The organism is Microbacterium pumilum (assembly GCF_039530225.1).
Classification (GTDB): domain Bacteria; phylum Actinomycetota; class Actinomycetes; order Actinomycetales; family Microbacteriaceae; genus Microbacterium; species Microbacterium pumilum.
In genome coordinates this window covers 502,877-526,664 of the sequence record NZ_BAAAOH010000001.1, presented here as the reverse complement: position 1 = coordinate 526,664, position 23,788 = coordinate 502,877, and the positions used below count along the sequence as shown (strand labels likewise).

19 protein-coding genes are annotated in these 23,788 nt (G+C 68.5%); 8 read left to right on the top strand and 11 right to left on the bottom strand.

Going from position 1 to position 23,788, the window contains the following annotated elements; all coding sequences use genetic code 11:
• Position 1 precedes the first annotated feature (1 nt).
• From ABD188_RS02365 to ABD188_RS02355, 3 genes are read left to right on the top strand one after another with little or no spacing between them, the layout of a single operon-like run.
• The gene (locus ABD188_RS02365; RefSeq protein ID WP_344058152.1) at positions 2-2,563 is read left to right on the top strand and encodes a baseplate J/gp47 family protein; all 2,562 of its coding nucleotides are present in this window, start codon (positions 2-4) and stop codon (positions 2,561-2,563) included.
• Positions 2,553-3,410: a phage tail protein gene (locus ABD188_RS02360; RefSeq protein ID WP_344058150.1), complete on the top strand. Its 858-nt coding sequence runs from the start codon at positions 2,553-2,555 to the stop codon at positions 3,408-3,410. The genes ABD188_RS02365 and ABD188_RS02360 overlap by 11 nt, the downstream gene beginning before the upstream one ends.
• Positions 3,407-3,859, top strand: a complete 453-nt coding sequence (locus ABD188_RS02355) for a hypothetical protein (protein WP_344058148.1) — start codon at positions 3,407-3,409, stop codon at positions 3,857-3,859. Before ABD188_RS02360 ends, ABD188_RS02355 begins: the two co-directional genes overlap by 4 nt.
• On the opposite strand, the gene ABD188_RS02350 is transcribed toward ABD188_RS02355, so the two are convergent.
• From ABD188_RS02350 to ABD188_RS02315, 8 genes are all read right to left on the bottom strand, one after another.
• On the bottom strand, positions 3,856-4,779 hold the full coding sequence (locus ABD188_RS02350) for a hypothetical protein (protein WP_344058146.1): 924 nt from the start codon (positions 4,777-4,779) through the stop codon (positions 3,856-3,858). The genes ABD188_RS02355 and ABD188_RS02350 overlap by 4 nt on opposite strands.
• Before the next feature lie 39 nt (positions 4,780-4,818).
• On the bottom strand, positions 4,819-5,118 hold the full coding sequence (locus ABD188_RS02345; RefSeq protein WP_344058144.1) for a hypothetical protein: 300 nt from the start codon (positions 5,116-5,118) through the stop codon (positions 4,819-4,821).
• Between the two features lie 44 nt (positions 5,119-5,162).
• On the bottom strand, positions 5,163-5,315 hold the full coding sequence (locus ABD188_RS02340; RefSeq protein ID WP_344058143.1) for a hypothetical protein: 153 nt from the start codon (positions 5,313-5,315) through the stop codon (positions 5,163-5,165).
• A gap of 62 nt (positions 5,316-5,377) precedes the next feature.
• Positions 5,378-6,799 (bottom strand): rhamnulokinase, encoded by a 1,422-nt coding sequence (locus tag ABD188_RS02335; protein WP_344058141.1) that lies wholly within the window; start codon positions 6,797-6,799, stop codon positions 5,378-5,380.
• A complete protein-coding gene (locus ABD188_RS02330) occupies positions 6,796-8,850 on the bottom strand; it encodes a bifunctional aldolase/short-chain dehydrogenase (protein ID WP_344058139.1) in 2,055 nt (684 codons plus the stop codon). The genes ABD188_RS02335 and ABD188_RS02330 overlap by 4 nt, the downstream gene beginning before the upstream one ends.
• Entirely contained in the window at positions 8,847-9,701 is an 855-nt protein-coding gene (locus ABD188_RS02325; RefSeq protein ID WP_344058138.1) for an alpha/beta hydrolase fold domain-containing protein, read from the bottom strand. Before ABD188_RS02325 ends, ABD188_RS02330 begins: the two co-directional genes overlap by 4 nt.
• 5 nt (positions 9,702-9,706) lie before the next feature.
• The gene (rhaI, locus tag ABD188_RS02320; protein WP_344058135.1) at positions 9,707-10,873 is read right to left on the bottom strand and encodes an L-rhamnose isomerase; all 1,167 of its coding nucleotides are present in this window, start codon (positions 10,871-10,873) and stop codon (positions 9,707-9,709) included.
• A complete protein-coding gene (locus ABD188_RS02315) occupies positions 10,870-11,247 on the bottom strand; it encodes an L-rhamnose mutarotase (RefSeq protein WP_344058133.1) in 378 nt (125 codons plus the stop codon). Before ABD188_RS02315 ends, rhaI begins: the two co-directional genes overlap by 4 nt.
• A 164-nt stretch (positions 11,248-11,411) precedes the next feature.
• Between ABD188_RS02315 and ABD188_RS02310 the strand changes: the two genes are divergently transcribed.
• Positions 11,412-12,194, top strand: coding sequence for a nucleotidyltransferase domain-containing protein (locus ABD188_RS02310; protein WP_344058131.1), 783 nt, complete (start codon positions 11,412-11,414; stop codon positions 12,192-12,194).
• Positions 12,195-12,206: 12 nt separating this feature from the next.
• Here ABD188_RS02310 and ABD188_RS02305 read toward each other — a convergent pair whose 3' ends face one another.
• From ABD188_RS02305 to ABD188_RS02295, 3 genes are all read right to left on the bottom strand, one after another.
• On the bottom strand, positions 12,207-13,043 hold the full coding sequence (locus ABD188_RS02305; protein WP_344066818.1) for a carbohydrate ABC transporter permease: 837 nt from the start codon (positions 13,041-13,043) through the stop codon (positions 12,207-12,209).
• Between the two features lie 68 nt (positions 13,044-13,111).
• On the bottom strand, positions 13,112-14,044 hold the full coding sequence (locus tag ABD188_RS02300) for a carbohydrate ABC transporter permease (protein WP_425561320.1): 933 nt from the start codon (positions 14,042-14,044) through the stop codon (positions 13,112-13,114).
• An 84-nt stretch (positions 14,045-14,128) separates the two neighbouring features.
• Complete coding sequence (locus ABD188_RS02295; RefSeq protein ID WP_344058129.1) at positions 14,129-15,457, bottom strand: ABC transporter substrate-binding protein; 1,329 nt, start codon at positions 15,455-15,457, stop codon at positions 14,129-14,131.
• Between the two features lie 255 nt (positions 15,458-15,712).
• On the opposite strand from ABD188_RS02295, the gene ABD188_RS02290 reads away from it, so the two are divergent.
• The 4 genes from ABD188_RS02290 to ABD188_RS02275 are packed head-to-tail and all read left to right on the top strand — an operon-like array spanning position 15,713 to position 23,786.
• Positions 15,713-18,397 carry a family 78 glycoside hydrolase catalytic domain gene (locus tag ABD188_RS02290; protein WP_344058127.1) on the top strand — a complete coding sequence of 895 codons (2,685 nt, stop codon included), beginning with the start codon at positions 15,713-15,715 and terminating at the stop codon, positions 18,395-18,397.
• 38 nt (positions 18,398-18,435) lie between these two features.
• On the top strand, positions 18,436-21,252 hold the full coding sequence (locus ABD188_RS02285; protein WP_344058125.1) for an alpha-L-rhamnosidase: 2,817 nt from the start codon (positions 18,436-18,438) through the stop codon (positions 21,250-21,252).
• A 27-nt stretch (positions 21,253-21,279) separates the two neighbouring features.
• Positions 21,280-22,287 (top strand): LacI family DNA-binding transcriptional regulator, encoded by a 1,008-nt coding sequence (locus tag ABD188_RS02280; protein ID WP_344058123.1) that lies wholly within the window; start codon positions 21,280-21,282, stop codon positions 22,285-22,287.
• Positions 22,284-23,786, top strand: a complete 1,503-nt coding sequence (locus ABD188_RS02275) for an apiosidase-like domain-containing protein (protein WP_344058121.1) — start codon at positions 22,284-22,286, stop codon at positions 23,784-23,786. The genes ABD188_RS02280 and ABD188_RS02275 overlap by 4 nt, the downstream gene beginning before the upstream one ends.
• The last annotated feature ends 2 nt before the right edge of the window (positions 23,787-23,788 follow it).

Below are 23,788 nucleotides of genomic sequence, written 5' to 3'. Positions count from 1 at the left end.
CGTGCCGCTCCCGATCCCGAACCTCGACGACCGTGACTTCGACCGGCTCGTCGCCGACGCAAAAGCGCTCATCGCCGCGCGCAGTCCGGAGTGGACGGACCTGTCGCCCAGCGATCCCGGTGTGACGCTGCTCGAGGTCTTCGCGTACCTGACCGACACACTGCTCTACCGGGTCAACCGCATCCCCGAGAAGGCGTTCGTGCAGTTCCTCGAACTCATCGGGGTGCGTGTCATGCCGCCGGCCGCGGCATCCGTCGATCTCGTCTTCTCGCTGTCGGCGCCCGCGACGAGCGAGGTGATCGTGCCGCGTGGCAGCCGCGTCGCGACGGCGCGATCGGATGCCGACTCTCCGGTCTTCGCGACGGCGGATGACGCCCGCATCGCCGTGGGACAGCAGACGGCGACCGTCCGCGCGTACGCGGGAGAGGTCGTGGACGGCGAACACCTCGGCAACGGGACGGGAAAGCCCGGCCAGCTGCTGCGGGTCGCCCATCCGCCCATCTCGCTGCCCACGGGCGACGTGTTCGATCTCGTGATCGGTGTGCAGGCCGAGCCCGGGGAGCTGGAGAATCGCGAGCCCGCCCGTGAGTCCGGCGGCATCACGTACCGGATCTGGACCGAGGCCGAGCACTTCGGCGCACCGCCCGGTCCCGAGACCGAGGCACACCTGTACACCGTGGACCGCGCCGAGGGCGTGATCATGTTCGCCCCGGCCGCTCAGATCGCCGATGCCGCCGCGGGCGGACTGACCGCGCAAGCCGTGGCGCTCGCCGAGGTTCCGGGTCCGGGCAGGCGCATCGTGGCCTGGTACCGCCACGGCGGCGGGGCGAAGGGCAACGTCGCTGCCGGCACGCTCACGACGTTGAAGGATGCGGTGCCGGGTGTCTCCGTGACGAATCCCGCAGCGGCGACCGGTGGGCGCGACCGCGAGACCCTCGAGAACGCCATGGTCCGCGGGCCGCAGTCGATCCATACGCTCGACCGCGTGGTGACGGCGCGGGATTACGAGCAGTTCGCGGTGGCCGCGAGCGGCGGGGTCTCGCGCGCCCGTGCCGTGACGCGCGCCGATGCGTGGGTGGGGGCCACGCCGGGTGAGGTGCAGGTGTATGTCGTGCCGTCGAGCGACGGCGGCGACGTGAGTGCCGATGCGCTGGCCGCCTCGATGAGCCCGAATGTGCTCGAGCGGCTCGCCGAAGCCCTTCATTCGCGCCAGCCGATCGGTGCGCGCGTGGGGGTCTCATGGGTGGGATTGAAGGGCACCCTCGTGCGCGCGTCCGTGGTGGTGCACCGTGCCGAGGATCGTGTGGCGATCGAACGCCGCCTGCGCGAGCGGCTGGACCGGGTGCTCTCGCCGGTGCCGGTGGGCACCGAGACGGGTTGGCCGTTCGGCGAACACCTGCGGGTCGCGAAGGTGTACGACGTCCTGCAGGCCGAGCGCGGTGTGCGCTACGTCTCGGATGTCACGCTCATCGTCGAGGACGTGCCTCGCGTCGTTCCGTCGATCGTCCGGGATCCGAATCAGCGCAAGACCTGGTTCTCGGCGAGCGGCGAGCAGATCTTCCGTACCGTCGACGACTCGACCGGATGGGTCGCCGTCGCGCGCTTCGAGGGCGAGTCGGTGGAACGCCTCGCTGTGCTCCGGGAGGCTCCGGGCTGTGTGGTGGCGACCGCTCGCGTCGGCGAGACCGAGTCGAGCGTGGTGCACGCGTCGATGGACTACGGCGAGACGTGGGCGCGCATCCGCGAGTTCGACTCGCACGTCGAAGAGGTCGCTCTCGCACTGATCGACGGCGCGCCCCACGCCTTCCTCGCGACCGATGCCGGCCTGTTCCGGCAGCCGCTGCAGGGCGACGCCGTGGGCGACCGCATCCTCGTGGTGGCGGAGGATGCCGCGATGGGCTTCTACGCCGTCTCGACCTCGGTCGACCCGTCGGGCGCGCTGTGCGTCGCAGCGGCAGCCCAGGAGCTCAAGGGTGTGTACGTCTCTTTCGCCGAGGGCCGCCCCGGCACATTCGTCAACACCGGTCTCAAGAACCAGGACATCAGGGTGCTGCGCACCCTCGAGATCGCGAACCGGCGCTACCTGTACGCGGGGGCATATGCCACGGGCGAGGAGGAGGGCGCGGGAGTATCGCGCGTCGAAGTACTCGGCGTGCAGCTCGATGCGAAGGGCTGGGAGCCGGCTGGCGCGAAATGGACCGGCGGAAGCTGCCGCGACATCGCGTTCATCGGCGAGACGGTTCTGGCCGCGACCGAGCGGGCCGGCGTCGCGGTCGCCAACCCGCGGCAGGACGGCGGCAGCTGGCGCACCCCCACGCGGGACTGCGGACTGCCGCTGCGCCAGAACGGCACATTCCAGGCGCTCTTCACCGTGGCCTCGAACGACGCGAGCCCGCCGCTCGCGCTGTGCGGCGGACCGGATGGCGTCTTCCGCAGCGCGGACGGGCGCACGTGGCGTCTCGCCTCGCCCGCCGCGTTCGGTGACGAGGTGTCGCTGCCGCCGAACTGGCTGTTCGCACCGGGCTCCCACGAGATCACGGTGGCATACGACGATGCAGGCTGAACGCATCGCGAGGCTGCTGCCCGAGGTCTACCAGCGCACGATCGTCGCCGGTACGCCGATCGCGACCCTCCTCGAGGTCATGGCGCAGCTGCAGGATCCGGTCGAGGAGGTGCTCGCCCAGCTGCCGGACTACTTCGACCCGCAGCTCACGCCCGACCGCTTCGTGCCGTTCCTCGCGCGATGGGTCGATCTTGCGCGGTGGTTGGATGACACATCCGGCGGCTTCGATTCGGGTGTCGGACGGCTGCGCCAGGTCGTGGCGGGAGCCGCGCATCTGTCGCGCATCCGCGGCACCGCCCAGGGACTGCGCGATGCCCTCGAGTGGGCGACCGGGGTGAGCGGCGTTCGGATCGACGAGGAGGTGCCGGACGCCGCGGGCCGCATCCGTCCGTTCCACGTGGTCGTGAGGCTGCCGAAGGAGGCCGTCGTCCACCAGATGCTCGTGCAGCGGATCGTCCAGCAGGAGAAGCCGGCGCACGTGACGGCCGAGGTCGTGTTCGAGAACGGGCCCGAGACGTCCCCGCCCGAGCCGGTCCCCGAGGAGGCCCCCGTCGCACCCACGCTGCCGGTCGGCGGACCCGCCGCACCGCCTGAGCCGTCCTTCCCGGGGAGTGAACCTGCGCCCGTCCTCACCGGCGCGCCGGAGGCGGAGCCGCCGGCGGGTCCTGAGCCCGAGTCCCCGACCCCGGCCGTCGTCGCGCCCGCGGCCACCGTCGACGGTGATGCGCCCACCGTGGTGATCGCCAGGCCCCCGGCGGCCGCTCCGGGGCCCGCTCCGGCGACCGCCCCCGCACCTGTCCCCGCGCCCGCGCCCCCTCCGCCCGAGCCCGAGGAGCCGCCCGCGTGAAGGTCATGATCGTCGTGCTCGTCGCGATCGTGGTCGCCGTGGTGCTCGTGCTGTTCTACGGGTCGCTGCGGCCGGAGGGTGAGTCAGACCAGGCTCAGGGCGGAGTCGGCGGCGGACTGGGCTGGCTGGTCCCGCGTCCGAGCCTCGACTTCGCGGATGTCGCCGACGCCGACTGCGCCGATGCGACCATTCCCGGGTTCGTCGTCGGAGCGGCCGGCTGCGCCATCCCGCTCCCCGATCCTGCGCAGATCACCCTGTGCGCTCCGGACCCGGCGACCGTGATCGTTCGGACCGAGGGCAAGGAGTATCCGGCCCAGACGGTCAAGGCGTCCGCGCTGTCGTGCTCGGATCCTCAGCCGGTCCCGATCTATGACGACGACACGACCATGACGATCCAGTGCGTCCTGATCGCCACGTGCACGGTGGTCGTCGTCGAGCCCGAGGGCTAACCAGGCGCCGGTGCGGTACCGGCGCCGGGCGTCGAGCCGGGAGACGTCATCGTCGCAGGTCGGCTCGCTTCGCGCTCGCGCACGGCTGCTGCCGTCGCCGACTCGGTCGCTTCGCGCTCGCGGAGAGGGCCGCCCCCCTGACGCCCGAGGTTCAGCTGCTTGATGAGCGAGATGATCCCGCCGATGAGCATCAGGAGCCCCCAGATGGCGCCGACGATCGCGATGATGAGCGCGCCCAGCGCATCCGTGATGCTGACGAGGATGATCGGCACGATCGAGTGCAGGATCATCACGACGAATGTCAGGAGCACGGTCAGCAGCAGCCAGAACACGAGGCGCTTGTTGCCGAGGATGCTCTGCTGGGCGACGATCAGGAATACGATCGCCGCGAGCTGCAGGAACATGATGAGCCCGAGCAGCGCGGCGGATGCCCAGATATCGAAGAACCCGAAGATCGCGAGGTACGCGAGCGTGCCGAACGGCACCGCGAGGAAGAGCGAGACCATCACGAGGAGGGCGACGAACGCGATGATCGCCATGATGATGCCGGCGATCACGGCGACGAGCCCGCCGAGCACGCTCACGATCCCGCCTATCAGTGGGATCATCCGATTGCCGATCAGCAGCGGCAGGGCCATCAGGCCCACGATGATGAGCAGCAGTCCGTTCGGCAGGGCGAGGTAGGGGATGGCAAGACCCGGCGGGTCATCCGCGCTCTCGCCGAAATCGTCCGCGCTGAGGTCCTCGATGTCGTCCTGGTCGAGCTCGGAGGGAGCCGCGGACGAGTCCTGCTGCAGCGACTGGATCCGGTCACCCAGCGGCGGCGGCGAGATGATGATCCCGGCGCCGATGCACGCGAGCAGCGCGAGCAGGATCGCCACGACGGCGACCCAGAGAGCCCAGCGGCGCAGGCCGTCCATGCGTTCAGTCTGTCCACTCCGCGCCGGTGGCGCCAGTGTTCAGAGCGCGAGCAGGATTCCGCCGATGACCATGCCGACGACGATGATCCCGACGGCGACCCACCACGCCCAATCGGGCGGAGTGAACTTGGCCCCGTACTTCGGGCCCGACACCGAACCGCGCGGGGATGCGGTCGCGCCGGCGATGAACGCGACGACGACCGCAGCGAGGAACGCGATACCGATGACGATGTAGCCCGCCTCGGACTGCATCGCACCGACCACGATGGCGGTGACTCCGGCGGCGGCACCGAGGATGTACCCCACGACCGACAGGACGAGTTTGATTTTGCTGTTCATGGTGGGAAAGAGGGCCGCGGACCGTCGACTGATACCTGCGCGGCTCAGCCCGGTGCGGCGTCGGGATCCAGCATCTTGAGGGTGTCCTCTTCCGCCGGGTTGTCGGCCTCGAGCTGCTCTTCGGTGACCTCATCGCCTCCGGTGGGCGCTGCTTCATCCGGAGTCGTGTTCTCGCCCTCAGTTCGCTTGTCTGTCATACCGACACGGTAGGCCCGCGGGACCGACCTCGGCAGGGCGTTGACAGCGGGGGTCTGAGCGATCAGGGGCGCTGGGCCGGCTCGAATCGTTCCGGCGGGAACGCCGCCACCACAGCCTCTCGGAGGGTCTCGAGAGCGGCATCCGCCCCGAACCATCCCAGCGCGCGAGCCTGCACCAGCACGTTCCCGAGCGCGGTCGCCTCGACCGGACCGGCGAGCACGGTCAGGCCCGAGCGGTCGGCAGTCGCCTGGCAGAGCAGGCGGTTCAGCGTCCCGCCGCCGACGATGTGGATCACGTCGATCTCTCGATCGGTCAGGCGGCCGGCCGTGTGCACCGCACCGGCGAAGGCGGCGGCGATGCTCTCCACGATGCTGCGCGCGAAGGCCGGGCGGCTCGTCGGCGCAGCGGCACCGGCATCCCTCAGCACAGCCGCGATGCGAGCGGGCATGTCGCCGGGAGCAGCAAGACGCGGATCGTTCGCGTCGAACAATGGCACGTCGTGGCCGACGGATGCCGCGTCCGCCAGCAGCGACGGGAGGTCGATGCTCTCGCCGTCCTCGGCCTCCCACGCGCGCACCGACTCGCTGAGCAGCCACAGACCCGTCACGTTGTGCAGGAACCGCACGCGGCCGTCGACGCCGCCCTCGTTGGTGAAGTTCGCCTCACGTGCCGCATCGCTCACGACCGGGGTGTCGAGTTCGACGCCGACGAGCCCCCACGTGCCGCACGAGATGTACGCGGCGTTCGGGGAGCTGAGCGGCACGGCGACGATGGCCGACGCGGTGTCGTGCGAACCGACGGCGATGACCTCGAGGTCGGCGCCGACAGCGGCCGCGGCCTCGCCCCGCAGGCGACCGAGGTGCGCCCCAGGATCGACGAGCGGCGGGAGGACGGATGCCGGGACACCCAGGCGTCGGGCCAGTTCGAGGTCCCACTGGCCGGTCTGCACGTCGACGAGCCCGGTGGTCGATGCGTTCGTGCGTTCGGCGCCCTGGGTTCCGGTCAGCAGGAACGACACGAGGTCGGGGATGAGGAGCGCGACGTCGATGTCGTCCAGGCCCTGCTCTGTGACGTACTGGTAGAGCGTGTTGAACGCGAGGAACTGCAGGCCGTTGCGGCGGTAGAGCTGCTCGAACGGCACGATGGCGTGGACCGCTTCGGCTCCGCGGAGGGTGCGCTCGTCGCGGTAGTGGAATGGCTCGCCGACGAGGTGTCCCTCGGCCACCAGGCCGTAGTCGACCGCCCACGAGTCGATGCCGATGCTCGCGAGCGCGGGCTCGCGAGCCACGGCATCCCGGAGTCCGGAGAGAATATGCCCGTAGAGAGCCGAGAAGTCCCAGTGCAGCCCATCGGCGCCCTCGACCGGACCGTTCGGGAAGCGCGCGACCGGCTCGAGCGACACCATCCCGTCGCTCACGCGCCCGAGCATGACGCGTCCGCTGGTGGCGCCGAGGTCGACGGCGGCGACGGCGCCGCCGGTCATCGCAGGAAGGCGGCGGCGACGCCGGAGTCGACGGGGATGTGCAGGCCGGTGGTGCGGGTGAGCTCGGGGCCGGTGAGGACGTAGACGGCGTCGGCGACGTTTTCGGGGACGACTTCGCGTTTGAGGATGGTGCGTTGCGCGTAGTACTTGCCGAGGTCCTTCTCTTCGACGCCGTAGGTCGCGGCGCGGTTGGCGCCCCAGCCGGCGGCGAAGATGCCGGAGCCGCGGACGACGCCGTCGGGGTTGATGCCGTTGACCCGCACCCCGTATTCGCCGAGCTCGACCGCGAGCAGGCGCACCTGATGGGCTTGGTCGGCCTTGGTGGCGGAGTAGGCGATGTTGTTCGGGCCGGCGAACACGGAGTTCTTCGACGAGATGTAGATGACGTCGCCGCCGAGTCCCTGTTCGATGAGCGCTTTCGCGGCGGCCTTCGAGACCAGGAACGAGCCCTTCGCCATGACGTCGTGCTGCAGGTCCCAGTCCTTCTCGGTGGTCTCCAGCAAAGGTTTCGACAGCGACAGGCCGGCGTTGTTGACGACGAGGTCGATGCCGCCGAATGCGAGCAGGGTGGCGTCGATCGCGGCCTGCACCCCGTCGGCGTCGGCGACGTTCGCGGCGACGCCGATCGCGACATCCGTGCCGCCGAGTTCCGCGGCGGCGGCTTGTGCTTTGGCGAGGTCGAGGTCGGCGACCACGACGCAGGCGCCTTCCGCCGCGAGACGGGTGGCGATGGCCTTGCCGATTCCGGATGCCGCGCCGGTGACGAACGCGATACGGCCCTGGTGGGTCTTCGGTTTCGGCATCCGCTGCAGCTTCGCCTCTTCCAGCGCCCAGTACTCGATGTTGAACTTCTCCGCATCCGAGATCGGGGTGTAGGTCGACAGCGCCTCGGCGCCGCGCATCACGTTGATCGCGTTCAGGTAGAACTCCCCCGCGACGCGGGCGGTCTGCTTGTTCGCCCCATACGAGAACATGCCCACACCGGGCACCAGCACGATGAGCGGGTCGGCGCCGCGGATCGCGGGGGATGCAGGTTCGGTCGCTGAGCCTGTCGAAGCGTGCTTGTCGTAGTAGGCGGTGTAGTCCGCGCGGTACGCCTCGTGCAGTTCCTTCAACCTAGCGATCTGCTTGTCGACGGGGGCCTCGGACGGCAGGTCGAGCAGCAGCGGCTTGACCTTGGTGCGCAGGAAATGGTCCGGGCAGGAGGTGCCCAGCGCGGCGAGCTTCGGGGCCTTCGCCGACGCGAGGAACTCCAACACCCGGGGGTCGTCGGTGAAGTGACCCACCATCGGCTTGTCCTGCGACGCGATGCCACGGATCGTCGCCGCGAGGGCGGCGGCCTTCACGCGCCGCTCGTCGGCTTCGAGCGGCGCGAACTTCTTGCGCTGCTTGCCGAAGGGCAGTGCCTTGCCGTGCTCGTCGATGTACGTCTGGCCGGTCTGAATGATCCACAACGAGTTCGCCTCCGCCTCCTCCGACGTGTCTCCCCACGCGGTGATGCCGTGCCCGCCGAGGATGCAGCCGATCGCGGCGGGGTTCTTCGCCTTGATCGCCGCGATGTCCAGGCCGAGCTGGAACCCGGGGCGCCGCCACGGCACCCACACCACCTTGTCCCCGAAGATCTTCTTCGTCAGCTTCGCGCCGTCCTTGGACGTCGCGATCGCGATGCCCGAGTCCGGGTGCAGGTGATCGACGTGCGCGGCATCCACGAGTCCGTGCATCGCGGTGTCGATCGACGGTGCCGCCCCGCCCTTGCCGTGCAGGCAGTAGTCGAACGCGGCCACCATCTCGTCCTCCCGGTCGACGCCGGGGTAGACGTTCACGAGCGAACGGAACCGGTCCAGACGCAGCACTGCGAGACCCGACTCCTTCAACGTTCCCAGGTCACCGCCCGAGCCCTTCACCCACAGCAGCTCGACGGGCTCGCCCGTCACCGGATCGGTCTCGGTCCCCTTCGCGGACGTATTACCACCTGCGTAGTTCGTGTTCTTCGGATCAGCGCCCAGGCGATTCGATCGGGCAATCAACTCGGCAGCAGTCGGATTCGTCATGTGGTCTTCCTTTTCAGGGTCAGGATTCGGGTCGCGAAGCGGTCGACGGATGCCGCGGCGGCGGGCTTTTCGGGGTCGTTGAGGTGACCGTGTCGGGTCCCCGGTTCGGTGTGGGCATGGACGTCGACACCGGCGCCGCGCAGCGACGCCGCGAACGCTTCGCCGGACACCCTCAGCTCGTCGACCTCGTCGTTGATCATGATGGTCGGCGGGAACCCGGCGACGTCGTCAGCAGTCGCGGAGCCGGGGACGGCGAAGATCTCCGCCCCGTCCGTCGAGCCGCCGAGGTAGTTCTCGTACATGCCACGCACGGCCGCGGGACTGAACTGGTCGGCCTCGGGGTCTGCATCGAGCGCGGCGCGGAGCGCGGCATCCGGCTCCTCCTGCACGGCGTGCAGGGTCGGGTAGGCGAGAACGGCGAGCGCGGGGACCTCGCCTCCGGCGTGGACCAGCCGCAGCGCGGCGCCCGCCGCAAGGTTCCCGCCGGCGCTCGCGCCGCCGAGAGCCCACGGACCGGACGCGAGGCCGGATTCCGCCGCCCACGCGAACGCGAAGGCGACCTCTTCCGAGGCGACGGGGTAGTGCGCGCCCGCCACAGGCTCGACGCCCAGCGCCGCTGCCCACTCGAGCGGCAGCGGTGCGCGCTGGTAGTCGACCGAGACGACCGTGATTCCCCGGTTCGCGAATTGCTTCGAGACCCAGTCCGCCTCGGGCATGTCGAGGTCGCCGGCGGCGAATCCGCCGCCGTGCAGCCACACCAGCCCGGGGCCGGCGGGTGCTTCGGGCGCGTAGACCCGCACGACGAGGGGCCCGTGCGGCCCGTCGAGCGTTCGGTTCTCCGCTGCCGCCATGGTGGTCAGGCTCCCCAGCCGGCTTGGACGCCGCCGACGCGGTCGGCTTCGATCTTCTCCTGGTAGCCGGATGCGGCGAACGCGGCCATCGGGTCGGCGGGCAGGCCGCGGGTCTCGCGCCATTCGGCGAGGGCGGGGCGGATGTCGGTGTAGAACGCGTCCATCAGCACCGCGTTCGCGGCCAGCACGTCACCGGAGACCTGCGCTGCGCGCAGGGCGTCCTGGTCGACGATGAGGGCGCGGGCGGTCATCTCCTGCACGTTGAGGACGGAGCGGATCTGGCCGGGGATCTTCTTCTCGACGTTGTGGCACTGGTCGAGCATGAACGCCACGTCCGGGTTGTTCAGGCCGCCGCCGCGGATCACCTCGAACAGGATCCGGAACAGCTGGAACGGGTCGGCGGCACCCACGATGAGGTCGTCGTCGGCGTAGAACCGGGAGTTGAAGTCGAACGAGCCCAGCTTGCCGAGGCGCAGCAGCTGCATCACGATGAACTCGATGTTCGTCCCGGGGGCGTGGTGGCCGGTGTCCAGGCACACCATCGCCTTGTCGCCGAGCGCGGCGACCTGCACATACGACGTTCCCCAGTCCGGGACGTCGGTGTGGTAGAACGACGGCTCGAAGAACTTGTACTCCAGCACCAGGCGCTGCTCACCCGTGAGCCGTGCGTAGATCTTCTCGAGCGACTCGTGCAGCCGGTCCTGCCGTCCGCGCAGGTCGGCCTGGCCCGGGTAGTTGGAGCCCTCGGCGAGCCAGATCTTCAGATCACGGGAACCGGTGGCGTCCATGATGTCGATGCACTCCAGGTGGTGGTCGATCGCCTTCTGCCGCACCACCGGGTCTTCATGGGTGAGGGCGCCGAACTTGTAGTCGTCGTCCTGGAACGTGTTCGAGTTGATCGTGCCGAGCTCCACACCGAGATCCTGCGCATAGGCGCGCAGGCCCGCGTAGTCATCGACCTTGTCCCACGGGATATGCAACGCCACGCTCGGTGCGAGAGCCGTGACACGGTTGACCTGTGCAGCATCCGCGATCTTCTCGAACGGGTCCCGCGGCGTCCCCGGTGTCGTGAACACCTTGAACCGGGTACCCGAATTACCGAACGCCCACGAGGGGAGCTCGATGGCCTGACCCTCGAGGGTCTGCAGAACAGCGGGAGAGAGAGTGCTCACGATGGGTCGCTTTCTTCGTCAATCGCGGGGGATGGTGCCGCAGCAGCGGCGAGCTGGTCTTCGAGGTGGAAGATCTCGGCGAGGGGAGTCGCAGCCTGGTCGGGGCGGCCCTCGAGACCGGCGAAATACCGGCCCATCTGGGCTTCCCACCGTGCGGCGACGGGGGATGCCGCAAGGTACGCCTGGGCCGCGTCATCGTCGTCGGTCTCGTAGTAGCCGATGAGGCGCCCGCCCTCGCCCAGGAACAGCGAGTAGTTGTGACGGCCTGCCGCGGCGATCTCGGCGAGCATCTCCGGCCAGACGGGAGTGTGCCGCTCGACGTACTCGTCGAGCAGTTCGGGCTTGATCAGAAGCTGGAAGCAGATGCGGCGCATGGTCTCTGGGGTCGCGTCCTCGGCGTTGAGGGTAGGTGGAAATGAATCGTTTCATTCTTGCACAGGAACGCATGTCTCGGCAACAGATCGCGTGAACGGTCGCGCCACCCGGCCCCCGCGGCAGGCGGTAGCGTGTTCCGCGATCCCGACGCGAAGGAGCCGATGTGGAGCAGCAGGAGAGGGCGTTGTCCGCCTACGTGGAGTCGGTCCGGGACGACCCGCGGACTCTGGCAGTCGTCGTGGTCGGTTCGGTGGCGCGCGGGAGCGAGCGGCCGGACTCGGATGTCGACGTCTATCTGGTCGTGGACGACCAGCGGTTCGCCGAGGAGTCCGCCGCCGGCCGATTCGCATGGATCGAGCGGTGGAACATCGACTATCCCGGCTCGTACATCGACGTCAAGCTCGCGAGTCCGTCCTATCTCGCCGCCGCCGCGGAGCGCGCCGATGACCCTACTCGAGCTTCGTTCGTCGGCGCTCGCGCCGCCTTCAGCCGAGTCGACGGACTCGAGCAGCTCATCGAGCGGATCACTGTGCTTCCCGACGAGGTCTGGTCCGAACGGGTGCGCTCGCACGTGGCCCAGGCCCGTCTCTACGGCGGCTATTTCCTGAAGCAGGCCGTCGAACGCGGAGACCCGTTCCTTCGTCAGCATGCCGGCCTCCATCTGTCTCTGGCCGCTGCCCGTGCTGCACTCGCGGCATCCCGCACTCTCATGCCCGGGCCGAAGTACATCTCCCGGCTGATTCGCGACGTTCCCACCCCCGACGGGTTCGTGGCCGCGTGGGAACAGGTGGTCGCTGACCCGGACATCCAGACCGCGGGCGTGCTCATGCGGGCCCTGGACGATTGGCTCGGATCGGAACTCGATCCCGACGACACCCTCTCCGTCTTCATCCGGGACAACGAACTCCCTTGGCTCCGCGGTGGGGTCCCCGCGGAGTTCTGGTGAGCGCGACATGGTTCAGCCCTTGACGGCTCCACTGGTCATGCCGGCGACGATCTGACGGTTGAAGAAGATGTACATGATGAGCGGCGGGATCGTGACGAGCAGCACGTACATGAACAGCAGGTTGAACTGGCTCACCGTCTGGCTCTGATAGTTGTAGAGCGCGAGCTGCACGGTCGGGGTGTCGCTGCCCGGCAGGAAGTACAGCGGGTTCTGGAAGTTGCTGAACACGTTCACGGCCTGCACCACGATCACGGTGACGATCACGGGCTTCAGCAGTGGCAGGACCACCCCGAAGAACAGGCGGATCGGACCAGCGCCGTCGATGATCGCAGCCTCGTCGAGCTCTTTGGGGATCGTCGCCACGAATGCACGGAACAGCAGGATGCAGAACGCGAGCCCGAAGGTTGCTTCGACGAGGATCAGGCCGGGGAGCGTCTTGAACAGACCGACGCCCTGCAGCACCCAGATCGTCGGCAGCACGGCGGGCGGCACGATCAGGGCGGCCAACACGAGGAAGTTGATGTACGCGTTGAGCTTGGTGCGCTTGCGCTGCAGGACATAGCCGACCATCGCGGCGAACACCACCATGATGGTGACGCTGGCCACGGTGAGGACGACGCTGTTGAACAGCGCCAGCACGAAGTTGTAGTCGTTCGCCGAGACGACAGCGATGAAGTTCTCCCAGAGCTGCCATTCGGTGGGCAGCGAGAACGTGACCAGCCCGGCTTCCCTGGGGTCCTTCGCGGCCTGGAGGATGACGAATGCGAAAGGCACGAGGAAGACGACGATGGACACGAGGATCGCGATGATCCCGATGAGATACTTGCGGATCCAGCGGCGGAAGGTCATCGGCCGGCGATCCACCTTGGGGCGGCGAGTGCCACGGCTGCGGCCGGTGGTGATCGCTTCGGTGAGAGTCACAGCTCGTCCTGCTTTCGATTGAGGAACAGCGATACCGGCACCATGACCGCGATCACCACGATGAAGAGGATGACGTTGCCGGCGGTGGACAGGCCGAAGAACCCGGCTTGGTACTGCTTGTAGATGACGGATGCGATCACGTCGCTGGTGAACCCTGGTCCGCCCTTTGTGATCGCCCAGATGAGATCGAAGGATCTCAGCCCGCCGATGAGCGACAGGATGATGACGGTCGCTGTCGCCGGCCGCACCAGCGGCAGCGTGATGTTGCGGAACACCGACCAGGCGCCGGCGCCGTCCATCCGGGCTGCCTCGAAATACTCATGCGGGATCGCGACGATCCCGGCCATGAAGATCAGTGTCGCGATACCGACGCCCTTCCAGACGTCCACCGCTGCGACAGTGAGCAGCGCGAGGTTCGGGTCGGTGTACCAGCCCGGCTGCGGCAGGTTCATGAAGCCGAGGACGTTGTTCACGATGCCGTGGAACGGGTCCAGGAGCGCCTTGAAGGTGAAGCCGACCCCGATGGTGGAGACCAGCACGGGGAAGAAGATGACGCCGCGAAGATAGCCGCGGCCGAGGATCGGGCCAGTCAGCAGCAGCGCCAGCGCGAGACCCAGGACGACCTTCGACGCGGAGGTGACGAACCCGTAGATGAAGGTGTTGATGAACGCCGTGACGAGCTGTGGCTCTTGGAAGAACGCGATGAAGTTGTCGAACCCGATGAACTGCACGTCGAACAGCGTCCAGCGGGTGAGGGAGAAATAGAACGAGGAGAACGTCGGCACCGCGAAGAAGATGATGAACAGCACGGCGGCGGGGATGTAGAACCAGGACGGGTACATGCTCTTCATGCCCTTGCGTCCCATGGGGGGCTTGCTCGTCCGGGAGGCCGGTGGAGCCGCTCCGGTGGGTGCGACAGCAGTCGTCATCATCACTCCTTCGTGAAGCGGGGCCGGCGGCGAACTTTCGCCGCCGGCCCCTGGTGTGTCGATCTCAGCAGATCAGGTGAGGGTTTACCAGCCCGGGAGTCCGAGCTGCTGGGCCTGCTTCTTCACGTCGTCGTCGTACTGTGCAGCGCCCTCCTCAGCAGGGGTGATGCCCGAGCCGACCGCGACGGTGATGTTCTCGAGGTTCGGTCCCTTGATGGGGGAGAGGAACTCCAACGCCGACCCGGTCTTGCCGGAGTCGAAGTACGCCTGGATGTCATCCACCAGCGCGGGCGAGTCCTCCGGAATCGTGCAGGCGGTCGTCACGTACGGACCGGCCGGCGCGGCGGTCGCATTCTGCACCTCGCAGCCCTCGGACGAGTTGGCGAACGCGACGAACTTCTTCGCTGCGTCGAGCTTGTCGCCCTCGGTTGCCTTCGAGATGTAGATGGCGTTCGGCTGCCAGATCGTGATCGCCGTGTCGTCTGCGTTCGCGGCGGGCAGAGCGAACACGCCGATGTCATCGACGTTGTCCGGATTGTTCTGGATGATCGTCGCGATCGTCGCGGTCAGCATCGGGTACTGCGCGCCCGCGCCGGTGGCCAGAGCCTCCATCGCCTGCGCGTTGGTCATCGACGGGAAGTCCTCGTTGAACAGCCCCTTGTCGAATGCTTCCTGCTGGTTCGCGAATCCCGCGAACGCCGGCTCGTTGACGTACTTCGCGTTCGGGTCGTTCGCGGTGTACTGCTCCGCCCACTCCGGTTCCTGCGCCGTGACATTGGCGAAGTCGCCCAGCACGAACAGCTGGCTCGTCCAGGTGTCTCCGTAGGACTGGATGATCGGAGCGACGCCGTTGCCTTCAGCCTTGATCTTCTCGCTGTTCGCGATGAACTCATCCCACGTCGTCGGAACCTCGAGGCCGAGGTCGGCGTACACCTTCTTGTTGTACATCACCGCGCCGGCGAACGATGCGCCCCAGGGCGCCCCGTACAGGGCGGTGTCGGTCGAGACGACCGCCTTGAAGTCGTCCGTGAGTGTGCTCACCCACTCCTCGTCGCTCAGGTCGACCATCGTCTGGTCGGGGTTCAGCGCCTGAAACAGCGACCCGGAGTTGTAGTGGAAGACGTCTTCCATCGAACCGGTCGACAGCTTGGTCTTCATGAGGTTGTCGCCCTCGGTGCCACCCGGCTGCGTCTCCAGCTTCACCGTGATGTCAGGGTTGGCCTTCTCGAACGCCTCGATAAGCGCCTTCGCCTGGTTGGTGTTGTTGTCATCGCTCTGCGTGAGGTACGAGATCTCGACAGCGCCACCATCGTCGGAGTTGCCGCCGCCACCACTACAGGCGGCGAGCGGGAGCGCGAGCACCGCCAGCCCTGCGGCTGCTGTCAGGACCCGTCGGGTCGGGGATTGCTTCATCCTTTACCTCCTTGTAAAGCCGCTGTGCGGTAGGTCCGCCACATTGCGGGGTCGAAAGGGTTGAAACCATTCAATGCCGTCACGCTACGACGCGATGGGGCTCGGAGTCAAGCATCCGGTGAAACGTATCATTACGATCCCGTAACGTCTCGACCAGAACATGAACGTCCGGGACCCCGGGATTGACACCAGCGCCTGAATCGTTTCAGGATGAGATCGCGCGGCAAAGCTGCCAGCGCCGAAAGGACCCCAGCCATGCCGGCACTTCCTCCGTCCACGAGTGCAGATACGTCGACCAGGGTTGTCGCTGTCCAGTCCCAATATCCCGCCGGCCTGCTCGGCGTCCCGGCTGGAAGCGTCCGGCTGACGTGGCGCGTCGAGAGCGACGAACCCACCGCGCGACAGCTCGGGTATCAGCTCAGGAGCGGCGCAGAGGGAACCGAGCCCACCCCGGCGGAACCGGTCGAGTCGAGCGATTCGATCGGCGTCGAGGCGCCCGGCGGCCTGTCGCCGCGCGAGCGGCGAAGCTACAGCGTCCGGATCGCGACGGATGCCGGATGGACCGAGTGGAGCGACTCCCTCACGGTCGAGGCCGGCGTCGACGGCACGCAGCTCGAAGCGCGCGTGATCGGCATCCCGAGCGAGATCGACGGCCCGGTGCCGCTGCTTCGCCGTGAGTTCACGCTGGATGCGGCACCCGCATCCGCCCGCCTTCGACTCAGCGCACTGGGACTGGTGGACGCGTGGATCAACGGCGTGCGCGCGTCGGACGCCCTGCTCACCCCCGGGTGGACGTCGTATCAGGAGCGGATCCTGATCGACACGGTCGATGTCACCGATCTCCTGCACGAAGGTGAGAACGTCATCGTGCTCGCGGTGGGTGAAGGCTGGTACCGGGGGAGCTTCGGCTTCGCCCGTCGCACCGCGATCTACGGCGACCGCATCGGCGCGATCGCGCAGCTCGAGGTCGACGGCGACGTGGCGCTCGTCACGGACGAGTCCTGGGTGGGCGGCTTCGGGGCGGTGCGATCGGCCGGCATCTACGACGGAACGGTGACGGACCTGCGCCTCTCGGCCGACATCCACACCCCGGGCTTCGCGGCAGAGGGCTGGGTCGCCGTCGAGATACTGGATGCCGATCCCGCACTCTTCGAGCCTCGTATCGCCGCCCCGGTCGAGGTCGTGGCAGAGCTCCCCATGCGCGCCTACGCCCACGGCGACACCACTCAGCTCGATGCCGGTCAGAACATCGCGGGCTGGGTGCGGCTGACGGTGCGCGGTCGCACCGGCGACACGGTCACCATCCGCCACGCCGAGGTGCTCGAGCCGTCGGGCAACCTGCACACCGCCGCGCTGCGCAGCGCGAAGGCGACGGATGTCTACACGCTCGATCGTGACGGCGAGCACACCCTCGAGCCCGCGTTCACCTTCCACGGGTTCCGTTATGCGGATGTCGTCGGCGCCGAAGTCGTGTCGGCCGATGCGATCTCGATCTCGAGCGACCTCGCGCCGCGGAGTGCATTCCGCTCCTCGCATGAAGCGCTCGATCAGTTCCACTCGAACGTGTTCTGGTCGCAGCGCGACAACTTCGTCTCGGTGCCCACGGACTGCCCGCAGCGCGATGAGCGGCTCGGCTGGACCGGAGACGCACAGGCCTTCAGTGCCACGGCGTCGACGCTGATGGACTCGGAGTCGTTCTGGGCATCGTGGCTGCGCGACCTCGAGATCGATCAGACGGATGAGGGTGGCGTGGCATCCGTCGTTCCCGACATCATCCGCCCCGTCGACATGCTGATGGGCGGAGTGCCGACCGAAAACATGGGCCGGGCCGGCTGGGCGGATGCCGCCACCATCGTGCCGTTCGCGGTATACGAGTCGTACGGGTCGGACGAGATCCTCGCGCGCCAGCTCGACAGCATGCGCCGATGGGTCGAGCACCTGCGTCGCCGCGCGGGCGACGGAGTCGTGCTGCCGACCGAGCCGTTCCAGTACGGCGACTGGCTCGACCCGGATGCGCCGGGCGAGCGGCCCTGGGAGGCGAAGGTGTCGAGCGACTTCGTCGCGAACGCCTTCTACGTGCGCTCGGCCCGGCTGCTGGCCGAGGCGGAGCGCCTCGTGGGCGACGCCGGTCGTGGGTCCGACTACGACGCGCTCGCCGACCGAGTGGCCGCCGCGACCTTCGAGAAGTGGGGCGACGAGGCTGTCACCACCCAGACCGGGGCTGCGCTCTCACTCGAGTTCGATCTCGCTCCCGCCGACCAGCGCGAGGCGATCGCCGCCGGACTAGCGGAAGACGTACGGCGTGAGAACGGCCGCATCGCGACCGGTTTCCTCGGCACACCGCTCGTGCTGTTCGCGCTCTCGCGCCACGGGTACCTCGACGAGGCGTACCTCATGCTGCTCCGCCGCGACGCGCCATCCTGGCTCTACCAGGTCGACCGTGGCGCCACGACCGTGTGGGAGCGATGGGATGCGATCCTGCCCGACGGGAGCATCCACTCCGGGGCGATGGACGCGCAGCCGAGCGAAGAGGTCGACCGCGAAGAGGGCAGCATGCTCTCGTTCAACCACTACGCCTACGGCGCCATGATCGACTGGGTCTATCGCACGGTCGCCGGTCTGGCTCCCGACATCGACGACCCGGGATATCGCACCGTCCACGTCGCACCGCGGCCGGCCGAGGGCCTCGACCGGGCGAGCGCATCCATCGACACGCGGCTCGGCAGACTCGCGATCGACTGGCAGGTGACGGACGGGGTGTTCGAGGCCACCCTCGAGGTGCCGTTCGGCTCTCGCGCGATCCTCGACCTGCCGGTCACCGACGAATCGATCGTCACCGTCGACGGCGCGCCGGCGCCGGCCGATCTCCGGCACGGCACGCACCGGATCAGCGTCACCGCCCCCGCGGTCGCCCATCCGAGCGCTGCCGTCGTCGCCTGACCCGTACGGCCCGAGACCAACTCGCACAGAGGAGTGCCATGACTCATCCGATCGCACGCGTCGTCGTCGATGCCCCATACCGCAGCGACATCGTCGCCTCACCTGAGCCGATCGTCGGCTGGATCACCGAGACGGATGCCGCGAACTGGCTCCAGGCGGGCGCCGAGCTCGAACTGGACCGCGCCGGCACGATCGAGTCGCACACGGTCGAGGGTCGCGCGTCGACCCAGATCGCCTGGCCGTTCGCTCCGCTCGCGCCGCGCGACGACGTGACCCTGCGCGTGCGCGTGACGGGCGAGGACGGGCAGCAGGGTCCCTGGAGCGAGCCGCGCCGGATCTTCGCCGGCTTCCTCGACGGCGAGTGGCAGGCGACGACGGTCGGCCTCGCGGACCCGCAGGAGCACGCTCAGCCGGCGTACCTGCGCACCGAGTTCGACATCGCATCGACAGTGTCGCGCGCGACGCTCTATGCGACCGCCGTGGGCGTGTACCAAGTGGCACTCAACGGTGCGGATGTCGACGACCAGGTGATGAAGCCGGGCTGGACCCCGTACCAGTACCGCACGATCCACGAGACGACCGACGTCACCGGGCTGATCACGCCCGGCCGCAACGCGATCGGCGTGCGCCTCGCAGGAGCGTGGGGCACTGAGCACTTCGGCTTCCGCGAGAACGCGCGCCTGATCTACGGCTCCCAGCCGCGCTTCGCGGCTCAGCTGCTCCTGGAGTACGCCGACGGGTCAGCGGAGTGGGTGGTGACGGATGCCGCGTGGCGCGCCTCGACGGGTCCGATCACCTTCAGCGGCCTCTACGGCGGCGAGCACTACGACGCTCGCCGGGTCCTGATCGACGGCGGCGGGCGCGGATTCGCGGATGCCGGATACGACGAGTCGGGCTGGAGCGCGGTGGCCGTGTTCGAGCCGGTCGTGGTTCCCGAGGCCCGCGTGTCGCCCTTCGTCCGCCGGCTCGAGGAGCTTCCGGTCGTGGAGGTCATCACGACACCGTCCGGCAAGACGGTCCTCGATTTCGGGCAGAACCTCGTGGGCCGGCTGCGAGTGCGTGTGACCGGGCCCGCCGGCACCGAGCTCGTGCTGCGCCATGCCGAGGTGCTCGAGCACGGGGAGCTCGGAACGCGGCCGCTTCGGCAGGCCGCTGCGACCGACCGGCTGACGCTCGCCGGCGATGGCGAGATCGAGTGGGAGCCCGAGTTCACATTCCACGGATTCCGGTACGCCGAGATCTCGGGATGGCAGGGAGACGTCGATCCCGGAGCGGTCACCGCAGTGGTCATCCACAGCGACATGGAGCGCACCGGGTGGTTCGAGACATCCCACGAGCTCGTGAGCAAGCTGCACGAGAACGTGGTGTGGGGGCTCAAGGGCAACTTCCTGTACGTGCCGACCGACTGCCCCCAGCGGGATGAGCGATTGGGATGGACCGGCGACATCCAGGTCTTCGCCCCGACGGCGAGCTTCCTCTACGACGTGCGCGGGTTCCTCGACTCGTGGCTGCGCGATCTCGCGCTCGAGCAGGAGAACGACCACGGCATCGTTCCGTTCGTCGTTCCGAATGTGCTCGGCCCCGCTCGGCCTGCTGCCGCGTGGGGGGATGCCGCGACGGTCGTCCCGTGGGTCCTCAACGAGCGCTACGCCGACACGAGCATCCTCGAGCGGCAGTACCCGAGCATGAAGGCGTGGACCGACGCACTGCTCGAGATCGCCGGCGATCGGCGTCTCTGGGAGGGCAAGTTCCAGTTCGGCGACTGGCTCGACCCGGATGCTCCGCCGGACCTGCCCGCGCGGGCGAAGACGGATGGCGACATCGTTGCGACCGCGTACCTCTTCCGCTCCGCCGACGCGGTCGCACGCGCGGCGAAGCTGCTCGGGAACGACGCCGAAGCCACGGAATATGCCGCGATCGCCGAAGAGGTGCGCGAGGCGTTCCTCTCCGAGTACGTGACCCCTTCGGGCCGGATGATGTCGGATGCGCAGACCGCGTACGCGATGGCGATCGTGTTCGAGATCGCACCGGAGTCGCTCATCCCCGCGCTCGGCGATCGCCTCGCAGAACTCACCCGCGAGTCCGGCTACAAGATCGGCACCGGGTTCGTGGGCACGCCGATCATCCAGGACGCACTCACGCGCACCGGACACCTCGACACGGCCCGGCGCCTGCTCGTGCAGACCGAGAACCCCTCGTGGCTCTACCCGGTCACGATGGGAGCGACCACGATCTGGGAGCGGTGGGACTCGATGCTGCCGGATGGCACCATCAATCCGGGCCAGATGACGTCGTTCAACCACTACGCCTTCGGTGCGATCGGCGACTGGCTGCACCGGGTAGTCGCGGGCCTCGCGCCCGCGGCGCCGGCGTACGAGCGGATCAGCATCGCGCCGCATCCGCTCGAAGGGTTCGACTTCGCCTCGGCCGAGCACCTCACGCCCTACGGCCGGGCACGCTCCGCGTGGACGCGCTCCGGTGACCGCATCCGGATCGAGGCCGTCATCCCGCCGAACACGACGGGAATCGTCACCCTGCCCGATGGATCCACCCACGAGGTCGGCTCGGGCACGCACGAATGGGAGGTCGACGCCGATCAGCCTGCCGCGCTGCCCGCACACGTCGGGCTGGACTCGACCCTCGCAGCCGTGATCGACGACCCCGAGGCCTACCGGGTGATCCTGACTGCTCTCGAGGCGGGAAAGCCCACGGCTGCCCAGTCCTTCCGCACGACGACACAATGGAAGCCGGGCCGCGATCTCGGCGAGGCGATCTTCCAGCAGACCGGTCCGGCGTTGCAGGCCGTGATCGCGGATCGACTCGCCGAGCTGTCGGCCGCGCGATCCGCTCGATGAGATGATCGCCCTAGGGGAGGAGCCGCCGTGGCCGTGAGTGTGCGCGACGTCGCCGTGGCGGCATCCGTCTCGGTGGGCACCGTCTCGAATGTGCTCAATCGTCCGTCGAAGGTCTCGCCCGCGACCGTCGAGCGCGTCATGCAGGCGATCGACGAGCTCGGCTTCGTGCGCAACGACGCGGCGCGGCAGCTGCGGGCGGGGCGAAGTCGGAGTATCGGACTCGTCGTGCTCGATGTCGGCAACCCGTTCTTCGCCGCGGTCGCGAGGGGTGCAGACGCACGGGCGGCCGAGGACGGCATGAGCGTGCTGCTCGGCAACAGCGACGAGCGGCCCGATCGCGAGAGCGCGTATCTCGAGCTCTTCCGCGAGCAGCGGGTCAACGGCGTGCTCGTCACTCCGGTGACCGAGGATCTGGGACTGCTCGAGCGCCTTCAGAGCGGCGGCGTGCCCGTGATCCTGGTCGACCACGAGGCGCCGGACTCCGACTTCGGGTCCGTCGCGGTCGACGACGTGGAAGGCGGGCACCTCGCGGTTTCGCACCTCCTCGAGATCGGACGTCGGCGTATCGCGTTCGTCAGCGGCCCGCGCACGATCCGGCAGGTCGCCGATCGACTCGAAGGTGCGCGGCGGGCTGTCGCCGCGTGGCCCGATGCGACGCTCGAGGTCATCGAGATGCCCTCCCTCACTGTCCTGCACGGACGCGACGCGGGAGACGCGATCGTGGCCCGATCGCCGGACGACAGGCCGGATGCCGTCTTCGCGGCGAACGACCTGCTCGCCGTCGGTGCGCTCCAGGCCTTCTCGCTCCTGAGCGATGTGCGGGTGCCGGACGACATCGCCCTGATCGGCTACGACGACATCGACTTCGCCGCCGCGACCGTCGTGCCGCTCAGCTCGATCCGGCAGCCCGCCGAGCTCATCGGGTACACGGCTGTCGACCTGCTGCTCAAGGACCTCGCGGAGCCCGATGGGCTGCACGAACGGTCCGTGCGATTCCGGCCCGAGCTGGTGGCGCGCGAGTCGACCGCGCGATGACTCCTGCCCACAGCACGGTCGAGCTCGTGTTCGATGGACCGGCGATGCCGATCCCCGCGGACCGCACTCCCCTCGTCGCGATCTTCCGAGACGGCGACGGGCGCGAGTATCGCGTCCCGGGCTTCTGGGACGGCGGAGGTCGGTACGTCGTGCGATTCGCGCCGGAGCGCGAAGGAGAGTGGGCGTGGCGCACCGACAGCGCCGAGCCGCTGCTGGACGGTCACGAGGGCTCGCTGACGGTCTCGGCGGCCACGGGTGCAGGTCCGGTGCGCGTCGCGCACGGGTACCACTTCGCCCATGCCGACGGCACACCGTTCCGGCCGGTGGGCGCCACGGCATACAACTGGCTTCACCAGGACGAGCCGCTGTTCTCCGAGACGATCGACTCGATCGCGGCGGCGGGCTTCAACAAGCTGCGCTTCATGGTCTTCCCGCAGGCGGGCGGCTACATCGAGCACTTTCCCGCGCTGCTTCCGTTCGAGAACACCGATGGGATGTGGGATGTCGCGCGACCCGTCATCCCGTTCTTCCGGCGCCTCGATGCGGCGGTCACAACGCTCGCCGAGCGCGGCATCCAGGCAGACGTGCTCATCTTCAACGCCTACGACCGAGGCTATTTCGGCTTCGACCGCCTTACGGAGGAGCAGGATGCCGCGTACCTCCGCTACCTCGTCGCGCGACTCTCGGCCTACCCGAACGTGTGGTGGTCGCTGTGCAACGAGTTCGACCAGCTCGAACGCCCGGCGGAGCGCTGGGATCGGGTGGGCGCGCTCCTCGCCGACATCGACCCGCATCAGCACCTGAGGTCCATCCACAACTGGGAGGACCTGTACGACAACAACCAGTCGTGGGTGACGCATGCGTCCGTGCAGAACGGGTCGGCGACGACCGATTTCGGCCGCGCCAACCTGTACCGAGACGTCTGGCAGAAGCCGGTCGTGCTGGACGAGATCAAGTACGAAGGCGACATCCCCGATCGCTGGGGTCACCTCACCGGTCGCGAACTCGTGCACCAGTTCTGGATCGCGACGGTGTCGGGATGCTACGCGTCGCACGGCGAGAGCTTCGTGACCCCGAGCGGCAGCCTCCACATGGTCGAGGGGGGTCCGTTGCGCGGCGAGGCCCCGCGGCGCCTCGGATTCCTGCGCGGCATCCTGGACGACCTCGTCGTCGCGGGGCTCGATCCGATCGACAAGTGGGACGACCCCGCGTACGTCGCCGGTGTCGCCCGCGGGCAGTACCTGCAGTATCTGGGCTCCAGCGCGCCGGCGGAATGGTCGTTCCGACTCCCGCAGGGCACCCTCGGCGCCAGGCTCGAAGTCGGGGATGTCTTCGACGTCGATGTCATCGACACGTGGAACATGACCGTCCAGTCCGGAGCAGGGCGATTCGTGCTCGATGACGTGCAGCGCAACGACGCGTATGCCCGAGCGGCCGCACCCCTCGAGTTGCCCGCGGGCGAGGCCGTGGCGCTGCGCATCACGAGGGTCGTGGACTGAGT